The 14,775-nt window shown below is 62.2% G+C and carries 17 protein-coding genes and 1 tRNA gene; 4 read left to right on the plus strand and 14 right to left on the minus strand.

Annotated elements, in window-relative coordinates; all coding sequences use genetic code 11:
- Positions 1-4 precede the first annotated feature (4 nt).
- The 12 genes from nuoK to ACS3WB_RS06240 all read right to left on the minus strand — a co-directional run bounded on the left by nuoK (position 5) and on the right by ACS3WB_RS06240 (position 10,672).
- A complete protein-coding gene (nuoK, locus tag ACS3WB_RS06185; RefSeq protein ID WP_292611439.1) occupies positions 5-313 on the minus strand; it encodes an NADH-quinone oxidoreductase subunit NuoK in 309 nt (102 codons plus the stop codon).
- A complete protein-coding gene (locus tag ACS3WB_RS06190; protein ID WP_438274683.1) occupies positions 310-948 on the minus strand; it encodes an NADH-quinone oxidoreductase subunit J in 639 nt (212 codons plus the stop codon). Before ACS3WB_RS06190 ends, nuoK begins: the two co-directional genes overlap by 4 nt.
- A gap of 200 nt (positions 949-1,148) precedes the next feature.
- A complete protein-coding gene (gene nuoI / locus ACS3WB_RS06195; protein WP_292611435.1) occupies positions 1,149-1,637 on the minus strand; it encodes an NADH-quinone oxidoreductase subunit NuoI in 489 nt (162 codons plus the stop codon).
- Positions 1,638-1,644: 7 nt separating this feature from the next.
- A complete protein-coding gene (gene nuoH, locus ACS3WB_RS06200) occupies positions 1,645-2,715 on the minus strand; it encodes an NADH-quinone oxidoreductase subunit NuoH (protein ID WP_438274684.1) in 1,071 nt (356 codons plus the stop codon).
- 5 nt (positions 2,716-2,720) lie between these two features.
- Positions 2,721-4,796, minus strand: a complete 2,076-nt coding sequence (nuoG, locus tag ACS3WB_RS06205; RefSeq protein WP_438274685.1) for an NADH-quinone oxidoreductase subunit NuoG — start codon at positions 4,794-4,796, stop codon at positions 2,721-2,723.
- A gap of 5 nt (positions 4,797-4,801) precedes the next feature.
- On the minus strand, positions 4,802-6,127 hold the full coding sequence (gene nuoF, locus ACS3WB_RS06210; RefSeq protein WP_438274686.1) for an NADH-quinone oxidoreductase subunit NuoF: 1,326 nt from the start codon (positions 6,125-6,127) through the stop codon (positions 4,802-4,804).
- Entirely contained in the window at positions 6,127-6,882 is a 756-nt protein-coding gene (gene nuoE, locus ACS3WB_RS06215) for an NADH-quinone oxidoreductase subunit NuoE (protein ID WP_438274687.1), read from the minus strand. The genes nuoF and nuoE overlap by 1 nt, the downstream gene beginning before the upstream one ends.
- Before the next feature lie 13 nt (positions 6,883-6,895).
- The gene (locus ACS3WB_RS06220) at positions 6,896-7,858 is read right to left on the minus strand and encodes an FkbM family methyltransferase (protein ID WP_438274709.1); all 963 of its coding nucleotides are present in this window, start codon (positions 7,856-7,858) and stop codon (positions 6,896-6,898) included.
- Positions 7,858-9,069, minus strand: a complete 1,212-nt coding sequence (locus ACS3WB_RS06225; RefSeq protein ID WP_438274688.1) for an NADH-quinone oxidoreductase subunit D — start codon at positions 9,067-9,069, stop codon at positions 7,858-7,860. Before ACS3WB_RS06225 ends, ACS3WB_RS06220 begins: the two co-directional genes overlap by 1 nt.
- A complete protein-coding gene (locus ACS3WB_RS06230) occupies positions 9,069-9,689 on the minus strand; it encodes an NADH-quinone oxidoreductase subunit C (RefSeq protein WP_438274689.1) in 621 nt (206 codons plus the stop codon). Before ACS3WB_RS06230 ends, ACS3WB_RS06225 begins: the two co-directional genes overlap by 1 nt.
- A 12-nt stretch (positions 9,690-9,701) precedes the next feature.
- Positions 9,702-10,316, minus strand: a complete 615-nt coding sequence (locus tag ACS3WB_RS06235) for a NuoB/complex I 20 kDa subunit family protein (protein ID WP_438274690.1) — start codon at positions 10,314-10,316, stop codon at positions 9,702-9,704.
- Positions 10,307-10,672, minus strand: a complete 366-nt coding sequence (locus tag ACS3WB_RS06240) for an NADH-quinone oxidoreductase subunit A (RefSeq protein ID WP_438274691.1) — start codon at positions 10,670-10,672, stop codon at positions 10,307-10,309. Before ACS3WB_RS06240 ends, ACS3WB_RS06235 begins: the two co-directional genes overlap by 10 nt.
- 329 nt (positions 10,673-11,001) lie before the next feature.
- On the opposite strand from ACS3WB_RS06240, the gene ACS3WB_RS06245 reads away from it, so the two are divergent.
- Entirely contained in the window at positions 11,002-11,196 is a 195-nt protein-coding gene (locus ACS3WB_RS06245; protein ID WP_438274692.1) for a hypothetical protein, read from the plus strand.
- A gap of 196 nt (positions 11,197-11,392) precedes the next feature.
- On the opposite strand, the gene ACS3WB_RS06250 is transcribed toward ACS3WB_RS06245, so the two are convergent.
- Positions 11,393-11,469 (minus strand) — tRNA-Asp (locus tag ACS3WB_RS06250).
- A 177-nt stretch (positions 11,470-11,646) separates the two neighbouring features.
- Here ACS3WB_RS06250 and ACS3WB_RS06255 point away from each other — a divergent pair.
- The 3 genes from ACS3WB_RS06255 to ACS3WB_RS06265 all read left to right on the plus strand — a co-directional run bounded on the left by ACS3WB_RS06255 (position 11,647) and on the right by ACS3WB_RS06265 (position 13,840).
- The gene (locus ACS3WB_RS06255; RefSeq protein WP_319796536.1) at positions 11,647-11,982 is read left to right on the plus strand and encodes an HU family DNA-binding protein; all 336 of its coding nucleotides are present in this window, start codon (positions 11,647-11,649) and stop codon (positions 11,980-11,982) included.
- A 161-nt stretch (positions 11,983-12,143) separates the two neighbouring features.
- Positions 12,144-13,397, plus strand: a complete 1,254-nt coding sequence (pepT, locus tag ACS3WB_RS06260) for a peptidase T (protein WP_438274693.1) — start codon at positions 12,144-12,146, stop codon at positions 13,395-13,397.
- A gap of 119 nt (positions 13,398-13,516) precedes the next feature.
- The gene (locus tag ACS3WB_RS06265; RefSeq protein WP_438274694.1) at positions 13,517-13,840 is read left to right on the plus strand and encodes a hypothetical protein; all 324 of its coding nucleotides are present in this window, start codon (positions 13,517-13,519) and stop codon (positions 13,838-13,840) included.
- A 9-nt stretch (positions 13,841-13,849) separates the two neighbouring features.
- Here the strand turns inward: ACS3WB_RS06265 and ACS3WB_RS06270 are convergent, their stop codons facing one another.
- On the minus strand, positions 13,850-14,707 hold the full coding sequence (locus tag ACS3WB_RS06270; RefSeq protein ID WP_438274695.1) for a class I SAM-dependent methyltransferase: 858 nt from the start codon (positions 14,705-14,707) through the stop codon (positions 13,850-13,852).
- Positions 14,708-14,775: the final 68 nt, after the last annotated feature.

Here is a 14,775-nt window from a genome sequence, read left to right on the forward strand (position 1 = left end):
TGCTTCAGCCCTTCATCAGATTGACGTCCTCAACCGCGATCGACCCGCGGTTGCGGAAATAGACAACGAGAACAGCAAGACCGATCGCGGCCTCCGCCGCGGCGACCGTGAGCACCAACAGCGTAAACACCTGTCCGACGATGTCGCCCAGGAACACCGAGAACGCCACGAGATTGATGTTGACCGCCAGCAGGATCAGCTCCACCGACATCAGGATGACGATGATGTTCTTGCGGTTGAGGAAGATGCCGAGAATCCCGAGCGTGAACAGGATCGCGCCGACCGCCAGATAGTGACCGAGCCCGATCGTCATTTCACCCACTCCGTAGCGTCAGCGTCCTGCAGTCCCTGCCCGGAGGCGACCTGGCGCACGCGCATCGCCATCTCGGGAGTTCGCGCGTTCTGGACATTGATGTCCTGCCGCTTGACGCTTTCCCTGTGCCGCAGCGTCAGCACGATGGCGCCGATCATCGCCACCAGCAGCACCATGCCGGCGAGCTGGAAATAATGAATGTACTTCGTATAGAGCACGAGGCCGAGCGCCTCGGTATTGCTCACCTCGCCCGGAATGGCCGCCGTGATCGATTTCGTGACCGCCGGAGTGAGGGTCCAGCCGCCGACAACCAGCAGCAGTTCAAGCAGGAAGATGGCCGCGATCACCATGCCGAACGGCAGATATTCGAGAAAGCCCTCGCGCAATTCGGCGAAATCCACGTCCAGCATCATGATGACGAACAGGAACAATACCGCGACCGCGCCGACATAGACCACGATCAGGATCATCGCCAGAAATTCCGCACCCAACAGGATGAACAGTCCGGCGGCATTGACGAATGCCAGAATGAGAAACAGCACCGAGTGCACGGGATTGCGCGAGACGATGACCATCGCGGCGGATGCGACGCACACGCCGGCGAACAAATAGAAGAACAGCGCGGGAAGGATCATCCGCGTACCCCCGAGCTATTGATCGCAAAGACCTCGGCGCATGCATGGCTGTTCCCTCTCCCCTTGCGGGGGAGGGTCAGGGAGGGGGGGATGCCGCGGATGCCGAGCGTGGGGTTTACCCCCCTCTCCAACTCTCCTCCGCAAGGGGGGAGAGAGCCGCGCGTGCCGGATGCTGCTCCGTTCATCAACATGCCCTCACCTCACCGGTACGGCGCGTCGAGTTCGATCGCTTTCGCGATCTCGCGTTCCCAACGGTCGCCGTTGGCGAGCAGCTTGGCCTTGTCATAGTAGAGTTCCTCGCGGGTCTCGGTCGCGAATTCGAAATTCGGTCCCTCCACGATGGCATCGACCGGACAGGCCTCCTGGCACAATCCGCAATAGATGCATTTCACCATGTCGATGTCGTAGCGCACGGTGCGGCGCGTGCCGTCGTTGCGGCGCGGGCCGGCCTCGATGGTGATGGCCTGCGCCGGACAGATCGCCTCGCACAACTTGCAGGCGATGCAGCGCTCCTCGCCGTTCGGATAACGGCGCAACGCATGCTCGCCGCGGAAGCGCGGTGAGATCGGATTCTTCTCGAAGGGATAGTTGATGGTCGGCTTCGGCTTGAAGAAATACCGCATGGTGAGGAAGAAGGCCGATACGAACTCGGTCAGCAGAAGCGAACGGGCTGTTGCGTTGATACTCATGGCAACCTCACTTCGGCGCGATGCCGGCGAACTGCAATACGCCCGCCACGATGACCACCATCGCCAGCGACAGCGGCAAGAACACCTTCCAGCCGAGCCGCATCAGTTGGTCGTAGCGGTAGCGCGGCACAATCGCCTTCGCCATCGCGAACATGAAGAACATGAACAGCAGCTTCAGCGAGAACCAGACGACGCCGGGCACCCAGGTGAACGGCGGCAGGTCGACCGGCGGCAGCCAGCCGCCCATGAACAGGATCGCGCCCATCGCGCACATCGTGGTGATGGCGACATATTCGCCGAGCATGAACAACAGGTACGGCGTCGAGCCATACTCGACCATGAAACCCGCGACGAGCTCGGATTCGGCCTCAACAAGATCGAACGGCGGACGATTGGTCTCGGCCAGAGCCGATACATAGAATACCACGAACATCGGCAGCAGAGGCAGCCAATACCAGTTCAGGATGGTCAGCCACGGCAATCCGATCATGCTGGCCAGACCGCGGGCATGCTGGGCCTCGACGATGGCCGTAAGGTTCAGCGAGCCGGCGCAGAGCAATACTGTGATGATGACGAAGCCGATAGAGACTTCGTACGAGACCATCTGCGCCGCCGAACGCAATGCCGCGAGAAATGGATATTTCGAATTCGACGACCAGCCGCCCATGATAATGCCGTAGATCGACAGCGACGAGATCGCGAAGATGTAGAGAATCCCGACATTGATGTCGGAGATCACCCAGTTCAAATTGACTGGGATCACCGCCCACGCCGCCAGCGCAAGCACGCAGGAGACCAGCGGCGCCAGCAGGAACACGCCCTTGTTGGCGCCGGAGGGAATGATCGGTTCCTTCAGCACGAACTTCAGAAGATCGGCGAACGACTGAAACAGACCCCACGGCCCGACGACGTTGGGCCCGCGCCGGATCTGCACCGCCGCCCAGATCTTGCGATCGGCGAGCAGGATGTAGGCGATCGCGATCAGCAGAACGACAAGCAGCAGCACGCTTTGCGCGACCATCACGATCAGCGGCCAGAGAAAGTCCGTCCATAACGGCATTGCGAAAAATTCGGCCATGACGCTCACTCCGCCGCCGTCAGCATGCGACCCGACGCGAGCCGCGAGCATTCCGCCATCACGGCCGAGGCCCGCGCGATCGGGTTGGTCAGATAATAGTCGCCGATCGCAGCCTTGAACGGCGATTTCTCGATGCTGCCGCCCCGGCCCGCAAGATTTTTGACCGCGCGGGAATCGCCGGCCTCGATCCGGTCGATCCGCATCAAATGCGGCACCGCCTTGAACATCGCCTGCCGCAGCGCCGCCAGCGAGTCATAGCCCAGCGTCCTGCCCAGCACGTCGGACAACGCGCGGATGATGGCCCAGTCCTCCCGCGCCTCGCCGGGCGGGAAGCCGGCGCGGTCAGCCATCTGCACCCGGCCTTCCGTGTTGACGTAAATGCCGGTCTTCTCGGTGTAGGCCGCCCCCGGCAAGATCACGTCGGCACGATGCGCGCCGGCATCGCCATGAGTCCCGATATAGACGACGAACGCCCCGTCCGGCGCCGTGATCTCGTCGGCCCCGAGCGAAAACAAAACGTCGAGTTCACCCGGTTCGGTCATTTGCGTGACTGTCATGCCGGCTTTCCCGGGCGCGAAGCCGAGGTCCAGCGCACCGACGTGCGACGCCGCATCGTGAAGCACCGCAAATCCGTTCCAGCCATCCTTCAGTGCACTGACGTCGACGGCGAGCTTCGCCGCCGCCGCGAGAACGGCCCTGCCGTCACGCCGCGATGTCGCGCCCGCACCGACCAGCACGATCGGATGGCCGGCGCCTTTGAGCACGCCGAGGAACTTGTTCTTTCCGGCCGCGAGGTCGGCGAGTGATTCCGGGCCGGCGCCGAGATAATCATGATCGTAAGTCAGGTCGGCGCTCTCGCCGATCACCCCGATCTTGAGTTGACCGGTCCGCCAGCGCTTGCGGATGCGCGCATTGAGGATCGCCGCTTCCTTGCGCGGGTTCGATCCCACGATCAAAAGCGCGTCGGCCTGCTCGATGCCGGCGATTGTCGGATTGAAGATGTAGGACGCCCGCCCTGCCGCCGGATCGAACGCGTCGCCGCCCTGCACCGCGACGTTGACCGAGCCGAGTTTCGATAGCAACTCCTTCAGCGCGAACATCTCCTCGACAGCGGCAAGATCGCCCGCGATCGCACCGATCCGCTTACCGTCGGCCTGTGTGACTTTCGCAGCAATCGCCGCGAACGCTTCCGACCACGAGGCTTCGCGCAGCACGCCGTCCTCACGGATATAAGGACGATCGAGCCGCTGGGTGCGTAAGCCGTCGACGACGTGGCGGGTTTTGTCGGAAATCCACTCCTCGTTCACCGCCTCGTTGACGCGCGGCAGGATGCGCATTACCTCGCGCCCGCGCGTATCGACCCGAATGGCGGATCCGACCGCATCCATCACGTCGATCGATTGGGTCTTGCCGAGCTCCCACGGCCGCGCCGCGAATGCATATGGCTTCGACGTCAGCGCACCGACCGGACAGATATCGACGAGGTTGCCTTGCAGTTCCGAGGTGAGCGCGGTTTCAAGATAGGTGGTGATCTCCATGTCCTCGCCGCGGCCGATCGCGCCCATTTCCGGCGCGCCGCACACCTCCGCCGAAAAGCGGACGCAGCGCGTGCACTGGATGCAGCGGTTCATCGAGGTCTTGACCAGCGCGCCGAGATACTTGTCCTCGACCGCGCGCTTGTTCTCGGCGAAACGCGAGGTATCGACGCCGTATCCCATCGCCTGATCCTGCAAATCGCACTCGCCGCCCTGATCGCAGATCGGACAGTCGAGCGGATGATTGATCAGCAGGAACTCCATCACGCCTTCGCGTGCCTTTTTCACCATGGGCGAACGCGTGGAGATTTGCGGCGGCTCACCGTTCGGACCCGGACGGCAGTCGCGCACGCCCCAGGCGCAGCTCGCGACCGGCTTCGGACCGCCTTTTATCTCGACAAGGCACATCCGGCAGTTGCCCGCGATCGAAAGCCGCTCATGGTAACAGAAGCGCGGAATCTCGGCGCCCGCGGCTTCGCACGCCTGCAAGAGCGTGTACTCGGCGGGCACGTCGATCTCTTTGCCGTCGACAATGAGTTTTGTCATGGCCCCTACTCCGCCGCGACCATGTGCGCGGGATCGAGGATGCCCTGATCGTCGCGGTCGGCCTTGTGCGAATACTGGTCGATGCGCTCCTCGATCTCGTGACGGAAATGCGCGATCAGCCCCTGGATCGGCCAGGCCGCCGCGTCGCCGAGCGCGCAGATGGTGTGACCCTCGATCTGCTTGGTGACTTCGAGCAGCATGTCGATCTCGCGCTTGTGAGCGCGGCCCTCCGCCATCCGCGTCAGCACCCGCCACATCCAGCCGGTCCCTTCGCGGCACGGCGTGCACTGGCCGCAACTCTCATGCTTGTAAAAATACGAAATCCGCGCAATCGCCCGGATCAGGTCGGTGGACTTGTCCATGACGATAACCGCGGCGGTGCCGAGGCCGGAGCGCAGCTTGCTCAGGCTGTCGAAATCCATCGGCGTATCGATAATCTGCTCGGCCGGCACCATGCGCACCGACGAGCCACCGGGAATGACTGCCTTGAGATTGTTCCAGCCGCCGCGGATGCCGCCGCAATGGGTCTCGATCAGTTCACGGAACGTGATGCCCATCGCCTCTTCGACGTTGCAAGGACGCTCGACGTGCCCCGAAATGCAGAACAGCTTGGTGCCGACATTGTTGGGATGGCCGATCGCGGCGAACCAGGCCGCGCCGCGCCGCAGGATGTCCGGCGCGACTGCAATGGACTCGACATTGTTCACGGTGGTGGGGCAACCGTAGAGACCCACGTTGGCCGGGAACGGCGGTTTCAGCCGCGGCTGGCCCTTCTTGCCTTCCAGGCTTTCCAGCAGCGCCGTTTCTTCGCCGCAGATGTAGGCCCCTGCGCCATGGGCGACGTACAGATCGAACGGGAAGCCGTGGATATTGTCCTTGCCGATCAGCCTGGCCTCATAGGCCTCGTCGATGGCGGCCTGAAGATGCTCGCGCTCGCGGATGAATTCGCCGCGAATGTAGATGTAGCCGGCATGGGCGCCCATGCCGACGCCGGCCAGCAGACAGCCTTCGATCAAGAGATGCGGATCGTGCCGCATGATCTCGCGATCCTTGCAGGTGCCGGGCTCGGACTCGTCGGCGTTGACGACGAGGTAGCTCGGGCGGCCATCGGCATTGTCCTTCGGCATGAAGGACCATTTCATGCCCGTCGGGAAACCCGCACCGCCACGGCCACGCAGGCCCGATGCCTTCATCTCGCTGACGATCCAGTCGCGACCCTTGTTGACGATGGCCTTGGTGCCGTCCCATGCGCCACGGCGGCGGGCGCCGGCAAGCCGCCAGTCGTGGAGGCCGTAGAGATTGCGGAAGATGCGATCCTTGTCGTCGAGCATCAGGTCTTGCCCTTCCTGGTCGCGTCGTCGGCGGGAGGTTTCGGCGTGGGGCTTTCCCGCCGGCTTGCGGAGTCGGTCGGCTTCTTGGCGTCCGCATCCGTCAATGCCGGTTGCGCGCTTGCACGCCGCCCGCCTTCGCCTTTCCCGGCCGCCGTATCCAAGGTCGTCGGACCGCCGATGGGAGCGGAAAACTGGCGATCGATCTGCGGGCCGGGCTTCGGCGGGTGGCCTGCGGCAAATCCATCCAGCACCTTGCCGAAGTTCTCCTTCGTCAGATCCTCATAGGTATCCTTCCAGATCAGCACCATCGGCGCGTTGACGCAGGCGCCGAGGCACTCGACCTCCTCCCAGGAGAAGTCGCCGTCCTTCGACAGATGAAAAGGCTCGTGATGAATGCGGCTTTTGCAGACGTCGAGAATGTCCTCGGCGCCGCGCAGCCGGCACGGCGTGGTGCCGCAGACCTGGATGTGGGCCTTCCTGCCGACAGGCTGCAACTGGAACATCGTGTAGAAGGTCGCGATCTCCAGCATCCGGATGTAGGGCATGTCGAGCAAATCGGCGACCGCGCGGATCGCCGCCTCGGAAATCCACCCGCCGTTCTGTTCCTGCGCGCGCCACAAAATCGCGATGGCCGCGGACGCCTGACGACCCGCCGGGTATTGCGCGATCTGCTTCTTGGCCCAGGCGAGGTTCTCCGCGCTGAAAGCGAAGCTCTCGGGCTGTTTTTCTTTTGGTGCCAGGCGACGAACGGACATCGTACTCCAGCTCTCAATGAACACGTTGCGACGCGGTCGCGTTCAGGCGACGAAAACGATCTTGCCAGAATGCGCTCGAGGTTCCGAACACGTTGTAGCCGACGTGGGAAGCGACCTTGATGCGATCCAGAATGGAGAGTTCGGTCAACGTCTCGAAGCGGCCGTTGGCCGGATCGTGCACGATCAGCGTGAGCGGCGTCTGCTCAAGAATGTAACGCGAGACGGTATGGTTCGGATCGTTGCCGTGCTCCTCGCACAGGACCACGGCGTCGCCTCGCAGCACGCGGGTGCCGCCCTTGATGGCTTCAATCTCGACGCCCTCGACATCGAGCTTGATGAGATACTTGCCGTCCGGCGAAATCTTGCCGTCGTCGAGCAGATCGTCGAGCGCCAGCACCGGTACGCTCTCCCCGCCCGCGCCGGCGCCGCCGGCGATGCTGAAGGCCTCGTGCTTGGTGCCGGACAAGCGTGCCGTGCCGCGCGCCGCGCCGATGGCACTCTGCATGACCTCGAAGCGGTTGCCGTTGATCTTGGCGTTGTTGGAAAGCTTGGCGAAATTCGTCGATGATGGCTCGATCGCGATCGCCTTGCGCGACCCGAACGGCTTGCTGGTGACCAGCACCGACCAGTAACCGTAATTGGCGCCGCAATCGAGCAACGTGTAGTCGACATCGGCGGAGTCGAGAAACAGTAGCTCAAGCTCGTCTTCATACTTGAAGGAGCGATTGAGCAGCTTGCTCCAGTAACCGTCGCCATAGGGAAACGCGAACGTGGCGTCGGAATTGAGCCTGACGGCGATGTCGCGCTCCGGCAACGTCTTGCGCAGCAGGTTGGCGCAAATGTTGTAGCCGCGATGCGCGAACAGCGACGACACCTTAGAGCCCGCAACCAGGGCCAGCGCCGCCGCGCGTTCCCAGGAGCTGGCTCCTTCGAGAACGCCGGAAGTCCGGTCGAACTGGATCGGCGGCTGTGCGATCACCGGTCAACCTCTCCGAACACGATGTCGAGCGAGCCGAGAATGGCAGAGACGTCAGCCAGCAGATGCCCCCGGCAGATGAAATCCATCGCCTGCAGATGCGCGAAACCCGGCGCGCGGATCTTGCACTTGTAAGGCTTGTTGCTGCCGTCGGAGACGAGGTAGACGCCGAACTCTCCCTTGGGCGCTTCCACGGCCGCATAGACTTCGCCCGCCGGAACGTGAAAGCCTTCCGTGTAAAGCTTGAAGTGATGGATCAGCGCTTCCATCGAACGCTTCATCTCGCCGCGTCGCGGCGGGAAAATCTTGTTGTCCTCGACCGCCACCGGCCCCTGCCCGTCGGCGGCGCGCAGCTTGGCGATGCACTGCTTCATGATCCGCACCGACTGCCGCATCTCCTCCATGCGAATGAGATAGCGATCGTAGCAGTCGCCGTTCTTGCCGATCGGAATATCGAAATCCATCTCGGCATAGCATTCGTAAGGCTGGGACTTCCGCAGATCCCAGGCCGCGCCGGAGCCACGAACCATGACGCCGGAGAAACCCCATTCCCACGCCTGCTTCAGGGTCACCACGCCGATATCGACGTTGCGCTGCTTGAAAATGCGGCTGGCGGTCAGCAACTGGTCGAGGTCGGCGACGACCCGAAGGAACGGATCGCACCAGGCGTCGATGTCGTCGATCAGTTTCGGCGGCAGGTCCTGATGCACACCGCCGATGCGGAAATACGCGGCATGCATGCGCGAGCCGGAGGCGCGCTCGTAGAACATCATCAGCTTTTCGCGTTCCTCGAAGCCCCACAGCGGCGGCGTGAGCGCGCCGACGTCCATCGCCTGCGTGGTGACGTTGAGGAGATGCGAGAGAATGCGGCCGATCTCGCAGTAGAGCACCCGGATCAACTGGCCGCGGCGGGGCACTGCGATCCCCAAAAGCTTTTCGGCCGCGAGACAGAAGGCGTGCTCCTGATTCATCGGCGCGACGTAGTCGAGCCGGTCGAAATAAGGAATCGCCTGAAGATAGGTCTTCTGCTCGATCAGCTTCTCGGTGCCGCGGTGAAGCAGACCGATGTGCGGATCGACACGCTCGACCACCTCGCCATCCAGTTCCAGCACCAGGCGCAGAACGCCGTGCGCGGCCGGATGCTGCGGACCGAAATTGATGGTGAAGTTGCGCATACCGGGAGTTTCGGTACCAAGTGCTGCTTCGCTCATCAGCCACCCGCCTTGCCGCCGGTCGCCTTCTCGTCCCCCGGCAGCGGATAGTCCGCGCCTTCCCATGGGGACATGAAATCGAACTTGCGAAATTCCTGATTGAGACGCACCGGCTCGTACACCACCCGCTTCTCGGCATCGTCGTAACGCACCTCGACGAACCCCGTGAGCGGAAAGTCCTTGCGCAGCGGATGTCCGTCGAACCCGTAGTCGGTCAACAAACGCCGCATGTCGGGGTGCCCGGTGAAGATCACGCCGTAGAGATCGTAGGTCTCACGTTCGAACCAGTCAGCGCCGGGAAACACCTCGATCAGCGATGGCACCTGCGTGGTCTCCGAGGCCTCGACCCGCAGACGAATGCGCGTATTCAGCGTCGGTGACAGGAAGTGATAGACCACGTCGAAGCGTTTCTCCCGGCCGGGATAATCAACCGCGGTCACGTCGGTGATGTTGACGAAGCGGCAGCGCTGATCGTCGCGAATGAAACGGGCAACCTCGACAATCTTCGCGGCATCGACCGTGACGCTCAATTGACCGAACGACACGGCATGCCCGATCGCCGCGCCGGGAAGCGTGGCAACGATCATCTGACCCAAGGCATCGAGTCTGCTGTCGTCCATTCCTTCAAACCTCTAGCGTTCGATGGTTCCGGTGCGCCGGATCTTTTTCTGCAGCAGCAGGATGCCGTAGAGAAGCGCTTCCGCCGTCGGAGGACAGCCCGGCACGTAGACATCGATCGGTACGATCCGGTCGCAGCCGCGCACCACCGAATAGGAATAATGGTAATACCCGCCGCCGTTGGCGCACGATCCCATCGAGATGACGTAACGCGGTTCCGGCATCTGGTCGTAGACCTTGCGCAGCGCAGGCGCCATCTTGTTGGTCAGCGTGCCCGCTACGATCATCACGTCCGACTGGCGGGGGGAAGCCCGCGGCGCAAAGCCGAAACGCTCGACGTCGTAGCGCGGCATCGACACCTGCATCATCTCGACCGCGCAGCAGGCGAGCCCGAAGGTCATCCACATCAGCGAGCCGGTGCGCGCCCAGGTGATGAGATCATCGGCTGCGGCGACGAAGAAGCCCTTGTCAGACAGTTCGTGCTTGACCTCGAGAAAATAAGGATCGCCAGCGCCCACCGGCCGGCCGGTCCGAGGGTCGAGAATCGAAGCTGCTGCCGGGTCCGCGACCGGACCGCCGGCAGAGGAAGCAGCATTCGCGAACCTAGCGGTAGGGGAACTCAATCCCATTCGAGCGCGCCTTTCTTCCATTCGTACGCAAAACCTATGGTCAGCACACCGAGAAACACCATCATCGACCAGAAGCCCGTGGCGCCGAGCTTGCCGAACGTGATCGCCCAAGGGAATAGAAATGCGACCTCAAGGTCAAAAATGATGAAAAGAATTGCGACGAGGTAAAACCTGACGTCGAACTTCATGCGGGCGTCGTCAAACGCGTTGAATCCGCATTCATAGGCCGAAAGCTTCTCCGGGTCCGGCTGTTGATAGGCGACGATGAAAGGAGCGATCAACAGCACGGCACCGATCACGGCCGCTATACCGATAAACACCACAAGCGGGAGATAGTTCTGCAAAATGCCGGTCATCGGCGCTTCCCCTCGCTGCGGCCCCTCGACCCGCAGTTTTTGTTAGGCTTTGGAACTTTTGAGAGGCTTTAGCTTAGTGCAACAGGGGTGGCAAGATAGCCCAATTTGACGCACCCGAGAGAGAGATTTTGCGGGTTGACAGGAGCCGTTGACGGCGCGGCGGCCGTCCCCTCGGCACTGCGCCGCGACATTCCCTCACCCCCCACCCGCCTCCGGAAAAAATTAGGCAAACGAAACCATTTTGGGAAGGCCGCGAAGCCTTTCTGAAACAGACCGGATTTATTCTTTCTGCCAACGGCGCATGCGACGCCGGAAAACAGGAGGGCACCATGAACCATTCGATCAAGAGCGCGGACCGCACCACCCACCTGAAGATCGTGGCCGTCGCGCTGATCCTCGGCGCCTCGCTGGCAGCGTTCGGCGCCTCCGTCCGCCCCGGCGCCAATGCTGTCCAGACCGTCCATGTCCTCAAGGCCGGCCAGCCGACGATGATATCCAGTTCGGGAATATTGCTGGTAAGGTGATTTACTCAGGCGGTCGATGGGATGTTGCCGATCTCGGATCGGTGTCCAAACGGCCATCGGCGACTTTGCGTACAGACTTCTGTTAGCGACGAAGCGCAACGCGTCAAGAAACGCGGCCGAAGCTGAAGTCGGAAAGTCGTCCCGAGGCGGCAGTCAGGAAGTCTCGTTCCGGCTGAAGTTAACTATTTGAAAACACTGGCGCGAGAGACGGGACTCGAACCCGCGGCCTCCGCCGTGACAGGGCGGCGCTCTAACCAACTGAGCTACTCCCGCGGACGCCATGTATCCGCGCAGGTGTCAGGGCTTAAAGGCGGGACCTTTCCAAGTCAAGGCGGTTGCAAATCCCCCTGGACGACAGGCGTTTTCGAGGGATCAATGCAAAAAACAGGCTGTTTACAGGCAAAACGACGGGGTCGGCACCTCCCCGAATCGACCAAGGCCTGATACGCCTTGGCTTCCGAAGCCAGCAACGACGAGGAAAGCCATATGGCGAAGAAGGCAGCGACCCCGAGCACCGTAACGCTGAAGCATCTCGCGGCGGCATTGGCCGACGACCATGAGTTGTCGAAAAAGGCCACCGAGGCCATCCTGGGCGACATGGTCACCCGCATCACCAAGCACCTCAAGAAGGGCGACCGCATTCGCATCGTCGGTCTCGGCATCCTTCAAGTCCGCAAGCGCGCCGCCCGCATGGGTCGCAACCCGGCTACCGGCGAAGCCATTCACATCAAGGCTTCCAAGAAGGTTGCGTTCCGGGCCGCAAAAGAGCTCAAGGAAGCCGTCTGACCAAAGTGCGCGGATCGGAACGGTCCGGTTTGAACGCCTGAGGTTTTTCGGCAAACCGGATCGCCAGGCCGTCGTCATGAAACCGGATCGTCACGGTCAGGCAGATGTCATTGACCTGATCTCCGGATAGACTGCCGCCCTGCGATAATCCTTTCGATACGATGGCCGCTCCGATGACATTCAACCATACGGTGACGGAGCGCTTCCTGCGCTACGTCGTCATCGATACCCAGTCGGACCCGGCGTCTCCGACTTGCCCGTCTACGGAGAAACAGAAGAACCTTGGCCACCTGCTGGTGCGTGAACTGCAGGAGATCGGCGTGGCGGACGCCCATCTCGACCAGCACGGGTATGTGTATGCGACGATCCCGGCGAACAGCACCAAACAGGTGCCGATTATCTGCCTCTGCTCGCACATGGACACCTCGCCGGACTGTTCAGGGGCAAACGTCCGGCCACAGATCGTCAGGAATTATCGCGGCGGCGACATTGGGCTCTGCGGCGATCCGTCGCAGGTGATCCGCACCGCCGACAACCCGGCGCTGGCCGACCAGATCGGCAACGACATCATCACGTCCGACGGCACGACGCTGCTTGGCGCCGACAACAAGGCTGGCGTCGCCGAGATCATAGACGCCGCCCAGGTGCTGCTTGCCAATCCTCAGATTAAGCATGGCACCATCAAGATCCTTTTCACGCCGGACGAGGAAATCGGGCGCGGCGTCGACAAGGTCGATCTGAAAAAACTGGGCGCGGCCTTCGCCTACACCATCGACGGCGAGACCGCCGGTCATATCGAGGACGAGACGTTCTCCGCCGACGGCGCCGTCATTACCATCGAGGGTGTCAGCGCCCATCCGGGCTTCGCCAAAGGAAAGATGGAGCACGCGATCAAGATCGCATCCCGCATCGTCGAGCGGCTCCCGAAGGATACGTGCTCGCCCGAAACCACCGATGGACGCGAGGGCTTCCTGCATCCGACCGGCATCAGCGCCACGCTGGAGCACGCGACGCTCAGCTTCATCGTGCGCGATTTCACCGATGCCGGCCTGAAGGAGAAGGAAGGCCTGCTGGAGAAAATCGTCCGCGACGTCATGGCGGATTTTCCGCATTCAACGTATCGGTTGGAGATCCATCCGCAGTATCGCAACATGAAGCAGATCGTGGAGCGTTATCCGGAGATCGTTGCCAACGCGATGGAAGCCATACGTCGCGCCGGCCTCGCGCCGGTCAAAGGCAGCATTCGCGGGGGCACCGACGGCTCGCGGCTCTCATTCATGGGCCTGCCCTGTCCGAACATCTTCGCGGGCGAGCACGCGTTCCATTCACGCACCGAATGGGTCAGCGTGCAGGATATGGAAGCGGCAGTCCGCACCATCGTGCATCTTGCCGCGATCTGGGAAGAACGCGCCTGACGAGATGGTCGCAATGACGGCATGAATGCGCGGCATGATCGTACAACGAGCCATTGCGACATCGTTAATCTTTCCTAAACGTCGGGCGATATGATCCTCGAATCAACGAGGACAGAAAAATGCGCACCAGCTTGCTCGCGGTCATCGGCCTCGCCGCGATGGGATCGACCGGATTGGCTGCCGACCTTCCCGTGCATAGCCGCATCGGCAAAATCTTCGCCGAGCCTGCCGCTCCTTCGCGCGCGCGCATCGTGCGCGAGGAGGAGAAGGACTATCCCGAAAGCGCGCTCTATCGATTCCGGTTTCCGCCGCCGGTGCCCGGTTATTACGGACGACCGAACGACTTCTACTATCGTCCCTACTACGAGGACCGTTCGGTCCTGAGCTATTATTTCGACCGGCTGCCCTACGCCTGCGGATTCTACGGCTACTGCCAGGACTAGAGGCGCCGCTCAGGAATTTTGCGCGGTCACGACCCAGATCGACGCCGGAAGCAAAACCGCCTGCCCTTTGGCGAACGGAGCGAGCGCCCCGTGGACTGACTTCCTGACGATGGCAACGACGTCGGCAGGCTGTCCCTCGATCGCGCGGCTGGTGGGACCGATCTGAAGGGCTGACTCGACAGCGGCATCGAGCCCACGGCCGATCGCCACATCCAATGTGAGATCGCAAGCCTCCGTTGACGTGTCGGAAAAGCCGGCCTCGCCGAGGATGCGATGAACGCGGGCTTCGGAGGCGAAGGAAAATGGACCGGGGTCCTCCGGTCCGACTTCGGGCAGTTTCGGGACATGATTGTAAGCAGCCCGCAGCGGCGCCATCAGCCACGGATTGGCGCGCGCTTCGCGCCAGCACACGAAGGTCAGGCGGCCGCCCGGCCGCAATGCCTTCCTTAGATTGGCGAACGACGCGGCCGGCTCGGCAAAAAACATTACGCCGAAACGGGAGATGATCAGATCATACCACCCCGGCTTGAACGGATAGACACTGGCGTCGGCGAGCCGGAATTCGATCGGAGCGTTTTGTGGCGCGACTTGTCTTGCCCGTTGGAGCATCGGCGCCGAGACGTCGACACCGAGAACGCGGCCCGCAGCGCCGACCTTCTCGGCAAACGCCCGCGTGGTGGCGCCGCAGCCGCAGCCGACATCAATGACGCGCTCGCCCGGATGCGATTTGGCGCGATCGAGCAGGATCGCCGACACCGGCTCCAGCATCTCATCCTGAGCCTGCTGCCGATCGACCCAACGTTGACCGCCGGGTCCATTCCAGTAAGCGATCTGGTCCGCGTTCGGTGTCTGGGGACCTTCCGCCATCGCCGCTCCCGCAGGAACCTGAAATCAATGGTAGGCGGCGAGAGATTCGAACTCCCGACCCTCTCGGT

Source organism: Nitrobacter sp. (assembly GCF_051535215.1).
Taxonomy (GTDB): Bacteria; Pseudomonadota; Alphaproteobacteria; order Rhizobiales; family Xanthobacteraceae; genus Nitrobacter.